The sequence below is a fragment of the Paraflavisolibacter caeni genome, from assembly GCF_025628885.1.
Lineage (GTDB): Bacteria > Bacteroidota > Bacteroidia > Chitinophagales > Chitinophagaceae > Flavisolibacter > Flavisolibacter caeni.
In genome coordinates this window covers 121,627-134,607 of the sequence record NZ_JAOTIF010000008.1, presented here as the reverse complement: position 1 = coordinate 134,607, position 12,981 = coordinate 121,627, and the positions used below count along the sequence as shown (strand labels likewise).

At 41.9% G+C, this 12,981-nt stretch carries 11 protein-coding genes; 9 read left to right on the top strand and 2 right to left on the bottom strand.

From position 1 onward, the window contains the following. Nucleotides 1-35: 35 nt before the first annotated feature. Complete coding sequence (locus tag OCK74_RS12380; RefSeq protein ID WP_279297360.1) at nucleotides 36-263, bottom strand: hypothetical protein; 228 nt, start codon at nucleotides 261-263, stop codon at nucleotides 36-38. Between the two features lie 410 nt (nucleotides 264-673). Between OCK74_RS12380 and OCK74_RS12375 the strand changes: the two genes are divergently transcribed. From OCK74_RS12375 to OCK74_RS12365, 3 genes are all read left to right on the top strand, one after another. Next, nucleotides 674-1,135: a hypothetical protein gene (locus OCK74_RS12375; protein WP_279297359.1), complete on the top strand. Its 462-nt coding sequence runs from the start codon at nucleotides 674-676 to the stop codon at nucleotides 1,133-1,135. A gap of 61 nt (nucleotides 1,136-1,196) precedes the next feature. Beyond that, entirely contained in the window at nucleotides 1,197-3,218 is a 2,022-nt protein-coding gene (locus OCK74_RS12370; RefSeq protein WP_279297358.1) for a tetratricopeptide repeat protein, read from the top strand. Between the two features lie 141 nt (nucleotides 3,219-3,359). Beyond that, nucleotides 3,360-4,148 (top strand): tetratricopeptide repeat protein, encoded by a 789-nt coding sequence (locus OCK74_RS12365; RefSeq protein WP_279297357.1) that lies wholly within the window; start codon nucleotides 3,360-3,362, stop codon nucleotides 4,146-4,148. A 178-nt stretch (nucleotides 4,149-4,326) separates the two neighbouring features. Here OCK74_RS12365 and OCK74_RS12360 read toward each other — a convergent pair whose 3' ends face one another. Next, nucleotides 4,327-4,680: a hypothetical protein gene (locus OCK74_RS12360; protein ID WP_279297356.1), complete on the bottom strand. Its 354-nt coding sequence runs from the start codon at nucleotides 4,678-4,680 to the stop codon at nucleotides 4,327-4,329. 270 nt (nucleotides 4,681-4,950) lie between these two features. Here OCK74_RS12360 and OCK74_RS12355 point away from each other — a divergent pair, with 270 nt between their 5' ends. From OCK74_RS12355 to OCK74_RS12330, 6 genes are all read left to right on the top strand, one after another. Beyond that, the gene (locus tag OCK74_RS12355) at nucleotides 4,951-5,721 is read left to right on the top strand and encodes a hypothetical protein (protein WP_279297355.1); all 771 of its coding nucleotides are present in this window, start codon (nucleotides 4,951-4,953) and stop codon (nucleotides 5,719-5,721) included. Between the two features lie 78 nt (nucleotides 5,722-5,799). Next, nucleotides 5,800-6,015, top strand: coding sequence for a hypothetical protein (locus OCK74_RS12350; RefSeq protein ID WP_279297354.1), 216 nt, complete (start codon nucleotides 5,800-5,802; stop codon nucleotides 6,013-6,015). Between the two features lie 311 nt (nucleotides 6,016-6,326). Then, a complete protein-coding gene (locus tag OCK74_RS12345; protein ID WP_279297353.1) occupies nucleotides 6,327-6,485 on the top strand; it encodes a hypothetical protein in 159 nt (52 codons plus the stop codon). 852 nt (nucleotides 6,486-7,337) lie between these two features. Beyond that, the gene (locus tag OCK74_RS12340) at nucleotides 7,338-7,955 is read left to right on the top strand and encodes an RNA polymerase sigma factor (RefSeq protein ID WP_279297352.1); all 618 of its coding nucleotides are present in this window, start codon (nucleotides 7,338-7,340) and stop codon (nucleotides 7,953-7,955) included. Between the two features lie 67 nt (nucleotides 7,956-8,022). Further along, nucleotides 8,023-9,258 carry a FecR family protein gene (locus tag OCK74_RS12335; RefSeq protein WP_279297351.1) on the top strand — a complete coding sequence of 412 codons (1,236 nt, stop codon included), beginning with the start codon at nucleotides 8,023-8,025 and terminating at the stop codon, nucleotides 9,256-9,258. A gap of 212 nt (nucleotides 9,259-9,470) precedes the next feature. After that, nucleotides 9,471-12,968: a SusC/RagA family TonB-linked outer membrane protein gene (locus OCK74_RS12330; protein WP_279297350.1), complete on the top strand. Its 3,498-nt coding sequence runs from the start codon at nucleotides 9,471-9,473 to the stop codon at nucleotides 12,966-12,968. Nucleotides 12,969-12,981: the final 13 nt, after the last annotated feature.

Here is a 12,981-nt window from a genome sequence, read left to right as displayed (position 1 = left end):
CTGATATTTCTTTTACACAGCATGAATCAATGGGTTTAATTGAGGTTGTTGGAATAAATGTTATTCAACCATAGGAGCGAGGTATGGTAATACCTTACACTAATTTCTTTGTCAAAGGGCAAAGGTTTTTCTTTTAACCGTTTTGTTACGAAGCTGTCTGCATTGCAGGCGCAGATCGTGGAAATGCCTTTGACAAATACCTGGAGGGGTACATAGTTATTAATAAAATCCTCGTTTTTTAATATTCTATCATCTGATTTCATAATGTATTGGTTAGGCAGATAGCTAAGTTACGAACTAAGTAAGGTATTTGCTAATAATATTATGTATATTTTTATTTTGAAGAGGTAAAAAATTGATTATAAATTTATTGTGAAAATATTGAATTGCTAAAAATATTGGAATATTTGCTTGTTTGCGGCTAAGTAATTTGGCTGAGTAGAAGGCCAGGAAAAAGGCAAGAAAGGAGGTCCTTATTTTGAATGTAACAGAGCTGTAAAGCTGGTGGGAAAGGCTGAGTTCACCAGCATGAACAAACGGAAAGATATGCGCGATGGCTGCGCATAAACATTTAAATGATTGGATGAATAAATATTTTTAAATTTATAATGTACTTCGTCTCCCTAGGAACAGCGCTTCTTTATTTATCATTTCACCTCGTAAACTTTGAAGCATGTTACAAATTGATATTACCGGAATTGATTTAAATGGCGGACTCGTACTAGAAGTGAATGGACATCCCAATAATGGCCATAGTGCTGTCCAAAGGGGGTGGGCTGTACACTGGAAAGTGAATGAAAGTTGTGATGTGGATTATATTGAAGACATTCAACAGAAAGACATCAGCGGGACTACTGATATTTTTTCTTCTAATCCCCCTCGTTCGCAGAACCCCCAAAGGAAAACCTGGATAGGAATCGTAAACGGTACTGCTGCTGATTATTCTGTATATGCTTATGCTATCAAGTGGGTAAAAAAAGGTAGCACAGATATAAAAACATTCGATCCTTTAATTTCTGTCAAGCCCACATCCTATGGAGGTAATTTGTTTTTCCTAGCCATTGGCGTTGTTTCTGGTGTTCTTGCCGGCTTTTTTTGTTTCTCGAAGAAGAAGAAGAAAAAAAGCTGGTTTTAGTGTTGCCGTAGTTCGCAGTAAAAGACCCTGATACGATCCTAATTCCCCTTAAACCATCAACATGTTCTATAGAAAAGCGCATACTATTTTTCTTGGCTGTTTTTGGTTTATGATCTCCAGCGTTTTTGCACAGGAACAGAAAGTAGCAGATAGTTTGGCTGTTATTTACCAGCATAATACCTTGACAGGCAAAGCGAAGTTTGAATTACTCAGAGATCTATCTTTCAACGAGGTCAGGGATTTAAAAAAGGGTTTACAATATGCGGAGGAACTGATCCACTTATCGGAACAAACCGGGAATCAAACATTCCTGCGTGTAGGTTATTTCCTAAAGGGGACAAAGCTCAGATTTTTTGGACAACTGGATGAGGCGCTGGAGGCCTACATCAAAAGTGCTGAAATAGCCAGGAAGACAAATAATTTAAAGGCTGAAGGAGAGACTTACGGCGCCATTGCTGATATCTACACTGTCGCCAACAATCACCCCAATGCGATGCATTACTACCACAAGGCCATTACTACTTTGCGACAGTCTAAGGGTGATTCCATTAGCCTGGCTTCTTATCTTTCCAATGCTGGTGATGCATACCTCAAAGCAAAGAAATATGATTCTGCTCTTTCGTATTTCAATGAGGCAAAGGTAATTTTTGATCAAGCCCATTATCAAAGTGGTATCGGCTATAGCCTAGGTGGTATTGGTATGGTTTACGCTAACCTAGGTCAGAATCAGCTTGCCGAAAAAAATATCAATGAAGCGATCGGTATACTGGAGCAGGCACAGGATTATTACCCTATCTGTATTTATCTCATTTCCATGGCCGATGTGTATATGACTAAGGGGGATCACCAGACGGCGTTGAATTATACCTTGAGAAGCCTCCGCCTGGCAGAACAGCATGGATTGAAGGAGCAGGTGGCCAGCGCGAGTCTTAAATTGTCGGAGCTGTATGAACGTGCAGGCAACACCAGCGAGGCTTTCCTCTATTATAAAAAACATATCGCCTACAGGGACAGTATCAACAACCTCAATACGGTGCAAAGACTGGCTGACTTGCGCACGAACTACGAGGTCTCTCAAAAGCAGCGAGAGGTGGATATGCTGAACCAGCAAAAGCGGAATAGACAAAAACTAAATATTGCCCTGGGTGTTATACTTGGCCTGACCATCATCATTATCGGTATCCTGTTGAAGAACAACCGGGATAAACAAAAAGCTTATCAAATCCTGGATTTGCAAAAGCAGGAAACAGACCGGCATAGAGTCCAGGCGGAGCAAACGCTTGACGAATTGCAACTGACGCAAAGACAACTGATCCAATCAGCCAAAATGGCTTCGTTGGGAGAGCTTACAGCAGGCATCGCGCATGAGATCCAAAACCCGCTCAACTTCGTGAACAACTTCTCTGAAGTGAGTGTTGAGCTGCTGGAAGAATTAAGGGAACTCACTGCGCACCCATTAACAGATGCAGACAAGGCTAAGGCAGATGAAATCATCAAATCTATAGCTGATAGTCTTGGAAAAATAGGTTATCACGGGAAAAGGGCGGATTCTATTATCAAGGGCATGTTGCAACATTCCAGGGCCAGCACCGGCAAAAAGGAACCTACAGACATCAATGCTTTGGCTGAAGAGTGCCTGCGCTTAAGCTATCATGGACTCAGGGCTAAAGACAAGGCGTTCAATGCCAATTATACGACGGATTTTGATGAAAGCATTGGCAAGATGGATGTTGTGCCCCAGGATATAGGAAGGGTATTATTGAACTTATACAACAATGCTTTTTATGCCGTGAATGAGAAGAAGAAACAGGGGGATGTTGCTTATGTGCCCCTTGTTTCCGTCAGCACTAAAAGAGTTGGCCGTAAAGTGGAGTTGTCTGTAAAAGATAATGGCACGGGCATTTCGCAGGGGGCGATGGAGAAAATATTTCAACCCTTTTTCACGACAAAGCCAACGGGTCATGGAACGGGACTTGGGTTATCGTTAAGTTATGATATCGTCAAGGCACATGGAGGGGAATTGAAGGTGAACACACAGGAAGGGGCGTTTACGGAGTTTGTGATTCAGTTGCCGGGGAAGTGAGGGGATTTCGGATTTCGGAAATTAGGGAGTTTGAGGTTTGGAGTTTGGGGGTTTGGGTGGGATGTGGTGTTATGAAAAGATTCTTCCTGAGATTGGTTTTCTTGTCTGCATTTTTTCAGAACAACATAAAAACCTAAGTTTATGAACAACAACAAACGTTCTCCCAGGCGCTTTTCTTTGCATCCTGTTTTGCAAAACATCACACTTACGCTGTGCTTCCTTGTTATGCTTTCTTCAGCAGGTTTTGGACAAGGCAATGATGAAGAAAGTATTAAGCAAATCGCGGAGAAGTCCTTTAATGAAATGCTGAACCGGCAGGCTGACAAATGGAAGGCAAACTGGAAGCAGGATGATAAAGCCAGGATTGCCGTTACAGCTTCCGGCTTTCATGCCGAGGCGTTGGGATGGGATAGTATCGTAAAGCTTGTGGCTACATTCCCTCCGCCGGAGAACCCTGATCAATTACGTATCAGTACTCCAAACATAGTTGTTCGTACCGATGGCAATATGGCAACAGCAGATTACATTACTACTGTTGTTTCACCCAGTACGGATTCAGCTGGTATGCGCTGGCATACCTTCAGTTCGTTTGTTAAAGACGGTAATGATTGGAAGGTTACCTCACAGCTATTTACCAACCTGAGCAGTTTTAATGCGAATAGCGCTAAAGCTATTGAAGATAATATTAATAGTGCAGGCTACCAGTTGATGAATGCCAACAGGCTCAATGATGCCATTGAGCTCTTTAAACTCAATGTACAGTTTTTCCCCAAGGCCTGGAATCCTTATGATAGCTTAGGTGAGGCCTATGCTAAGGCGGGTAAAAAAGACCTGGCTATTAAGAATTACGAGATGTCTATTAAACTGAATCCAAAGAATGATAATGGGAAGAAGATGTTGGAGAAGATTAAGCAGAATAAACCGTTGTGATGAGTGATGGGTAATGACGAGTTATGAATGACGAATAGGGAGAGAAGATAATAGATGATGGATGATAGAGGATGGATGAGATATTTAGGCGGCTGTCTCATTGTTTATTGTAAAGGTGAGTTTATATATGAGACAGCCGCCTGGTTTTCCATTCTTTGGGGCGCTTTATGGTTCTTCGTTAATTGTCCGTGGTTTGCCTGAGGAGCTGGTCTTCGAAGACTTCAATGGCGCGGTTGAATTCTTTTTCCCGCAATTTATCTGCCGGCGGGTTGACTAAAAAGCGTTGCAGCTTACGGTGGTACATTTTATCCAGGCAGAGGGCGAATAAATAGGCTTTTGTCAGTGGGCTGCCTGCAGGTTGCAGCCGTAGTGCCATATATTTTTTGACCAGTTGCACTGCGTGGTTGGGATACTTGATGAAAAGCTGGTGTAGCTGCTCCTCCGATATATTCTTCCCAGAGCCTGCCTGCTCAATGAGTTGTTCTAATGTCTCAAGATCTTGTTGCTTTTGCAAGTTTTTTTCCTGTTGCATATACATTCTTTTGACGGTGAGGGAAAGGCAACAGGGTGATGGGGATAAAGAGATGTCGAGTGGGAAAATGAGATGCTGATACAAATATAAAGAATTGCGTGTAAAACTTTTGTGAATGATGTGGTATCATTTTTTAACGATAGGTAAGGGGTGAATACTCTTGATCCTTTGTAAGTGTTATTGCTGGTGTTTTAAAAGAATTAGATTTTGGTTAATATGGCCCTTTTTCTTGTTGTAATTACTTTGTATTGACAACAAACCAGTAATCCAATGAAATTCAACTCCACTTATGAGTTCCTGGTGTTTTTAAGAAAGGAAGGGATCTTAACTGCCTTTAGTTATGATCTGAATTATAAAAGTGTTGCTTTAGCTTTATACGGTAAACGCGATTATAAAGGAAAAAAGGTTCTTGATGAATTGCTTCCCAAAGAAACCTACAATAAATTGGAAGATGTGCTCACTGAATACTGTTCAGGGGAAGTTGACCCAGATGGTGAATTCACTTCGTTTGATTACGATATCGTATTGAATGATGATGGCACTATTGAGTTTCAATCGGAATGTGATGTCAATTCATTATTCCCTGAGGAAATGCCTGCGTGTGAGTGGCTTGACTGTAGGGAAGCGGATGACATCATGAAAAAATATGATGACCTTATTCCTCCTGAAGGTCTTGATGACCGGGATGATTTTGAGTCGGAATATGAAATCCTGGTGGAGCATTTAAGCATTGAGGATAGTACAGAGGAAGAAATCATTGAAAAGATTACAGTACGGAGGTATCATGAAAGCACAAAGAAGTGGGATACTATTGAGCGTAATGAACTGAAAAAAGAGCTTTTTGATTTCTTATGCAAAGCACTTCATGAGGGGACACTTGAAAGTGGATCCCGGAATTGTATCAGCATTGATTATAGAGGGTATGTTCGAAATGATTATACCTGTTTGCGTATCGAAGATGACTTTGATATCCGTAGCGTGTTTGAAGATGAAGTGGCGTATGAAATTCCAAGGGAAAGGCTGCAAGTATTATTAAACTAGGAGGGATCTATTTCAGTATCATTAGAACAAGTGTTGGATTGTAAGGCCAACGCTTATCTATAAAAATATTGCTTTTTCATGGTTAAAAGGGTGAAGCCCTGCCAGTCGTGGCGGGGCAATTTTTTTGTGGTTCCTGATGATACGACTATCTCCATTCCTATTTCAAAAGGACCAGGGTCAGGTGCGGAGTTTTTCTATGACGGTGTTGGGGCAGAGGCCGGTGTATTGGCAGAATTCTTCGATGGTGATGAACTGGTGATCTTGCTTGCTGAGGGTTTCTTTTATTTTCTTTAGGAGGTCGCGGCCATAGCGTTCGCTTTTGCCTGTTACTATTTGAATGTCTTTGGGGTAAATACAGATGCGTTCCATTTCTACTTTTTTACAGCTTTACTTGCTTACTTGCATTTGATTTTTATTTGTTGTTGGTCTATTCGTTTTTGATGTTTTACTGGTGTTTTCGTTCTGATCGTTTTCATACACTCCTCATGCACTATCTATGCTCCATCTATGCACCATCTATACACCAAGCATACACTTAGAGTAGAGGGGAGGAGGATGAGTGATGGAGATTTCGGATTTCGGGAGGGAGGAAGTTTATGACGGTTGTGTATTGCTGTTGGGTTGTGTTTGTTGTTAGTGTGTGGTGGCATAGGAGTGAGGATTTGGTAAAGACGGCAATACTGGCGGCGGTGGGAGCGGTGGTGAGTTTCGTGGTGTCGCAGGTGTTGAAGGCGGTAGTGCGTTACCTGAAGAAGTGGGTGTAGGGAACCATTGGTGTTGGTAGATGTTGGTGCACGTGTATAAATAATGATCCCCTCCGGCAGGAGGGGATCATTATTTAATAAGGCTATCCAGACGGTTTACAGTTTTTCATAGGAATATATTTAGCCTTAGGTTAGTCGTCTTCAAAAAATGGATACGGATTTAAAACGGGCTTACACTCAATCGAACAACTAGTTGTGTTTTCATAGGGATCATTGGATTTAGTTGTTTCAAAAGGATACTGGTCGTTTCAGTAGGATATTGGATTCCGTTGTTTCAATAGGATATTGGATCATTGGAGACACAAAGCTAGGTCTGAATATTAGCCCCGGAGGTCGAGAATCGTTCAATTGGGGTGGGAAAAGGCCGAAATGCCGATTCCTGGAGGTGGAAGCTTTAATCGTAAACTGTTGTTATTCAATAGGTTAGTGGTTTTACTTAGTTTTTTATGCAAGAGGTTGTAGGGGATAACTCTGAGGGAGTGAATGGTCAATGGTGAATGGTGAGTGGTGGAGGGGATAAGGAAACACTGCATGTGGCGATCGTGGATAATGTGGCGAGGCATCATGATGAGGATGTGCATTACATGAGCGTATAATCCTTAAATAATAGCATAGTCCATTTATTGCGTAGTATAATCTATTGCTATCTCAAAAGTGGGGGGGTATTTTTACAGCTTTTTAACACATTAGCCGTTTGCGGATTGAGATCCAGACTATTGCTTGCCAGGATGTAACAATGGAGTTCTGCTGTTTGATTGGACTGAGTATAGGCATAATTAATCAAAAGTTGGATTACATAACCTATGGCCGTGTTTTTTTGTGAATTAATTACTTATACTTTTTAAGCTTCTTATGACGCTTTCGGGGAACGACGATGTAATGCTTGTTGAAAATGACGATGACTGTTTACGACTTCTCAAAAAAAATGATAGTGCGGCATGGCAATACCTGATCCGCATCTACTTTCCTGTGTTATGCCGTTTTGCCCAAAAAATATTAAAGACCGACGTAGATGCTGAAGATATCGTTTCTGATGTATTTGTGAAAGTATGGCAGAAAAGTGCTGATTTTGCTGATTTTCAACAAGTCAAAAAATACCTGTTTGTTGCTACCCGAAACAGCTGCCTGAATCAATTGAGAAGCAGGCAACGGGAAAAAACAAGGCACAAGGAGTTTACCAGCGCATACGAGCAGCAGGATGATCCTTTTTACAAAGAAATCATGTATGCCGAACTGCTGGCAGAGATCCGCAGGGAAATTGACGGCTTACCCCGGAAAATGCGGGAAATATTTATCCTGGCTTATTTCAAAAAAATGACGAACGAGGAAATAGCCAATCACCTGCAATTGTCCAACCAAACGGTGCGCAATCAAAAAGCCACCGCCCTCGCTATGCTTCGAAAAAAGCTGAACCACAAGACTTTATACTCTATTCTTCTTTTATCCTGGGGTTTACAGGACCTGTTTTAAAAAAAAGAAAAAAAATTCCTAGTACAAATGGTTTGTCGCGGTGTTTATAGCTTATAAGTAAACACTGATGGAACAAAACAGGGTTGATGAAATCATATATATAACGGGCCTGATCAAGAAAAGCTGGATCGGCGGACTTTCAGAAGCGGAACAGGCTGAATTGGATGACTGGAAGAACCGCAGTGAAGCAAACCATCAGCTTGCAGAGGAAATCAATGCGGCAGACATTGCTCATGATTTGTTGGCATTAGAGCAATATGATGTTACTAGTGCGAAAGAGCGCATCTTTTCAAAAATACAAGGATTAAATGTTGAACCGGTTCAAGCCGCCACGCCGGTGGTTCGTATTTTCCAGCTTAAGGCCATGCGATGGGCTGCTGCGGCTATTTTATTTTTTGCCATTGCCGGTACAGGCTGGTATCTATCGAGCAATAGAACGCCAGCAAGTGCGCCCGTGCAAATCAGCAGGGCCGTGAAAGTAGTGCCGGGAGGAAACAGGGCCATACTGACACTTTCTGATGGCAGCCAGGTAATATTGGATAGCGTTGCCAATGGGGTGATCGGCAAAGAGGAAAACGTACAAGTGATCAAATTACAGGATGGCAAGCTGGCTTATAATGACGGTTCCCCATCAGCGGCCCCTGATTCAAAACCTGTATATAACACCATATCTACTCCGCGTGGGGGGCAGTACCAGGTAACGCTACCGGATGGCACTGCGGTCTGGCTTAATTCGGCTTCTTCTATCACGTTTCCTACCAGTTTTACAGGCGACGAACGCACCGTAACCATAACCGGAGAGGCTTATTTTGAAGTGGCTCATCAAGTTCAAGCAGGCGGCAAAAGGGTTCCCTTTGTTGTGGACGCCATGGGAAATAAGACTACCGTATTGGGCACTCATTTTAATATCAATGCCTATGCTGACGAAGGCCCTGTGCGCACCACACTAATAGAAGGCTCTGTGCAAGTGAGCAGTGGTGCCGTTTCGGCGGTGCTCCGGCCGGGCGAGCAATCCCGTTTAGGCAAGAATAGTTATGCTATCACCCAACCGGACCTGGAAGAAGTACTGGCCTGGAAAAATGGGAAATTCCTTTTCCGTAAGACTGATGCCAAAGCCATCATGCGCCAAATATCCCGTTGGTATGATGTAGACATCCATTATAAGGGAGACTTGTCGGGAATTCTATTTTCCGGAAGCATATCCAAAAAAGACAATATTGAAAAGCTGGTAGAAATTTTAGAATTAGACGGGCGGATACATTTTGAACTGAAGGGCAGGGACATGACCGTCATGTCGAAATAGATGCGTTGCCATTACTGATCGAAGAGTTTACATAAACCCTCTTATTCACTTAAAAACGATTGCTTATGCCCTTGTAAATGAAAAAACTACGAAGAGGTAGTTTAAAAAAAAGAGAATCCTGCGGGGGCAAGATTCTCTGAGGTTTTGACTACCGATGTTCTGCTTCTGTTCAAAAAAGAAAAACTCTAGTAATCCAAAAACTTATCAAAAGTATGTATGAAAATGCTAAAGGCAATGCCTTTCGGCCAGGAAACGATTTGCCAGCCAAAATGATGCTTTATATGAAAATGTCTGTTTTTTTCTTGTTTGCAGCCTGTTTGCAGGTAAGTGCCAAAACTTACTCCCAGAAGGTTTCTATTTGTGGTAAAAACATGTCACTTGAGGCTGTTTTTGACGTTGTCAAAAACCAAACCGGATATGATGTGCTTTATAACCCTGAACTGCTCAAAAAAACGAAGCCTGTAACTGTTTCGGTAAAAAATGTTGACTTAGCGTCGGCGCTCAATATTTGCTTTAAGGAGCAGCCGGTGAACTTCGATATCCGGTATAACACCATTGTTGTGAATACCAAACCAGAAGCCAAACCAGAAACTCCTGAAAAAAGTAGTTCACCCGAGGTGATTGCTGAAGTTGGTCCCATCAAAGGGGTTGTAAAAGATGCAGACGGTAAACCGCTGGCTGGAGCAAGTGTGATGGTCAAGGGTTCCACCAAGGGCACGGTAACCAATGATCAAGGAGAGTTCGTTATCAGTGTTCCTGAAAATGCATCAACGTTGGTTGTTTCTTATATAGGAATGGAAAATTCCGAAGTGAGTATTAAAGGAAAATCCAATTTGAATATCACCATGTTGATCTCTGCTGCCCAACAGCAGGATATTGTGGTAGTAGGTTATACCATCCAAAAGAAAGCACTATTATCCAGTGCTGTAGCCACTACAAAATTTAGTGAGTCCATGAACGAATTGCCTGTTAGTGGTGCTGCGGAACTTTTAGCAGGAAAGTTAGCCGGTGTTTCGGTTAATACACCCAGGGGCATACCAGGTGCTCAGGCCAGTGTTTCTATCCGCACCAACTCTTCATGGAACAGCCAGCCTGTTTTATATGTAATTGACGGTGTGATTTACAACGGCGGAAGTAACACTAATGGACAACAGGCTTTCCAAAATCTTAGTGCAGGTGAAATTGAATCAGTAACTGTACTTAAAGATGCTGCTGCAGCAGCTGTTTATGGAGCTCGTGCAGCCGGTGGCGTATTGGTTGTTACCACCAAAAGAGGTGCTTCAGGAAAACCGACTTTTAATTTTACAACCAGCTATTCAGGTGATTATCGCCAGGGAGAAGTTAAGTTAACTAGCCTGGCTGAAACCGGAGCGCTTATTAATCAAGCGTATGCTAATACTGGAACTCCACCTGTATCAGGTGATGCCTGGGCTCCTGAAGAGTTAGAATGGGCAAAAACGCATAATTATGATGCCTTAGATAAGATTTGGAGAACCCCATTTATTGCAAACCATAACTTAACTGTCCAGGGTGGTTCTGACAGAGTAAAGTATTTTGGTTCTGTAAATTATTTTGATCAGGGTGGTTTTATGAAATCAACAGACTATAAAAGATGGAATGTTCGATTAAATGTTACTGCCGACGTCACTAACAACCTTCAATTATATGCTGGCTTTTCTATGGCTAACGCCTATACATCTGCAACACCTGTAGAAGGAACAGATGGAACCTATACCAAATTGAGGGTGTCATTCAACCGTTTTCCGATGATATCGGATCAGGGAGACAGATACTTAACATCAGGTTGGGCTTACGGAAATCCGGCTGCTGAAGTAGATGGCATACTCGGCTATCAACATACCTATTTCCAGGACCCCCAGGGTACTTTTGCACTCACATACAAACTTCCCTGGGTTAAAGGTTTAAGTGTAAAAGGTACTTATTCGGCTGATTGGTCAAATACGCGATATAAAGGATTTGATAAGCGTGGTACTTTTTGGTACCCCATTTTTTCCGGTCCCAATAGTCATATCGTAAATTCAGATAATAGTGTTCTGACTAGTTCTTACACTAGTACTAATTTTTGGGGCTTATCTGGAAGAGCGAACTGGGGATACAACAGGCAGACCAACTTACAGGCTACTTACGACCGTACTTTTGGACAACACTCTGTAAATGCAGCGTTGGTTTATGAAAAGGCGAATTGGGGGCAAAGTGGTTTTAGTGCCAGTGCACAAGGATTTCCTGTGTATCAAACTGACCAATGGTGGGCAACCAACAGAGATGCCATCAATGCATCAACTGGTGCAGGTGGTGTAACGGATGCTGATAATGGCCGTGCTTCATTTGTTGGACAGATGAACTATTCTTATGCAGGTAAATACCTGGCATCATTCTCTGTTCGTCAAGATGGATCTATGCAGTTTGCTCCAGACAAAAGATGGGGTACATTCCCAGCAGGTTCAGTTGGCTGGATTCTATCAAAAGAAAAGTTCTTAGCGAATAACAAAACTATTACCAATTTAAAACTAAGAGCATCTACAGGTATTACAGGTAATGATGCTGTAGGTGGCTGGCAATGGCAACAAAGCTATGCAACAGGAAGCACTTACTTTTTGGGGGCACCTTCTGCCTCAGCGGCTGTAGGCGTTAGATATGGTGCTTTGGTTAATCCTGATTTAACCTGGGAAAAGACGCTGAATTATAACATTGGTGTTGATTATGAATTGATCAATCATCTTTCAGGTAGTATCGATGTTTGGCAATCACATACCTATGACGTCCTGGGTTCAAGACAAAACTCTATGCCAACCACCTTTAGTTTAACAAAGCCTAGTGAAAACTATGGTATTGTAGATGCCCAAGGTATTGATTTAAATGTGGGTTGGAAACAAAAAAGCGGCCATGTTAACTGGTATGCAAACCTAACAGGTTCCTACGGATGGAACGAAGTGAAGAAAGCAGATTATGCTACCAGCAATTTGCCATGGCAAGTTCCTGTAGGTAAAGATCGAAGCTATATTGCAGGTTATGGGGCTTACATCATCAGAACACAGGAGCAGCTTGATGCATTCAAAAAAGATAATCCTAACTATGTTAATCCAGGTAACGGTAATGATAAAATACGCTTAGGGTCGATGGTGTATGAAGATATCAGTGGACCCAATGGTGTTAAGGACGGAGTCATTAATAATTATGACCAAAAGGTTCTTTATAATAATGCCAATCCTATCGTATATGGTCTCAACTTAGGTGGTGAGTGGAAGGGAATTTCTATTGACGCCACATTTAGCGGTTTAGCTAAATATGTTAGAAACTATTATTCAGTTGCCGACTATTATATTGGTAACCAAGCATTCCAGAACATGAATAAAGTATGGATGACAGACTCATGGACACCTGAAAATCCTAATGCCAAGTTGCCAATGGTGGTGATCAGAGATCTCAGATCCTATAGTATCAGCAATACTAATTATTGGTACCAGGATGCAAGCTTCATTAGACTGAAAAATCTGAATGTTGCCTATAATCATTCGTTCAAAAAACCATTGGGCAATGCCATCCAGGGATTCAGATTCTTTGTTTCAGGTACTAACTTATTCTACCTGTCCAAATTCAAATGGTTTGATCCTGAGAATGGCGGTGGATGGAGTGGTGTTACTTATCCAATCATGAGGACTTTCAGTGTAGGTGCTAATGTTAAATTTTAAAAACGATTAAATT

Bases quoted from the DNA above. Each gene is read 5' to 3' on its own strand.
- OCK74_RS12380 (WP_279297360.1), bottom strand. From the start codon at position 263: ATGAAATCAGATGATAGAATATTAAAAAACGAGGATTTTATTAATAAC.
- OCK74_RS12375 (WP_279297359.1), top strand. From the start codon at position 674: ATGTTACAAATTGATATTACCGGAATTGATTTAAATGGCGGACTCGTA.
- OCK74_RS12370 (WP_279297358.1), top strand. From the start codon at position 1,197: ATGTTCTATAGAAAAGCGCATACTATTTTTCTTGGCTGTTTTTGGTTT.
- OCK74_RS12365 (WP_279297357.1), top strand. From the start codon at position 3,360: ATGAACAACAACAAACGTTCTCCCAGGCGCTTTTCTTTGCATCCTGTT.
- OCK74_RS12360 (WP_279297356.1), bottom strand. From the start codon at position 4,680: ATGCAACAGGAAAAAAACTTGCAAAAGCAACAAGATCTTGAGACATTA.
- OCK74_RS12355 (WP_279297355.1), top strand. From the start codon at position 4,951: ATGAAATTCAACTCCACTTATGAGTTCCTGGTGTTTTTAAGAAAGGAA.
- OCK74_RS12350 (WP_279297354.1), top strand. From the start codon at position 5,800: ATGGTTAAAAGGGTGAAGCCCTGCCAGTCGTGGCGGGGCAATTTTTTT.
- OCK74_RS12340 (WP_279297352.1), top strand. From the start codon at position 7,338: ATGACGCTTTCGGGGAACGACGATGTAATGCTTGTTGAAAATGACGAT.
- OCK74_RS12335 (WP_279297351.1), top strand. From the start codon at position 8,023: ATGGAACAAAACAGGGTTGATGAAATCATATATATAACGGGCCTGATC.
- OCK74_RS12330 (WP_279297350.1), top strand. From the start codon at position 9,471: ATGTATGAAAATGCTAAAGGCAATGCCTTTCGGCCAGGAAACGATTTG.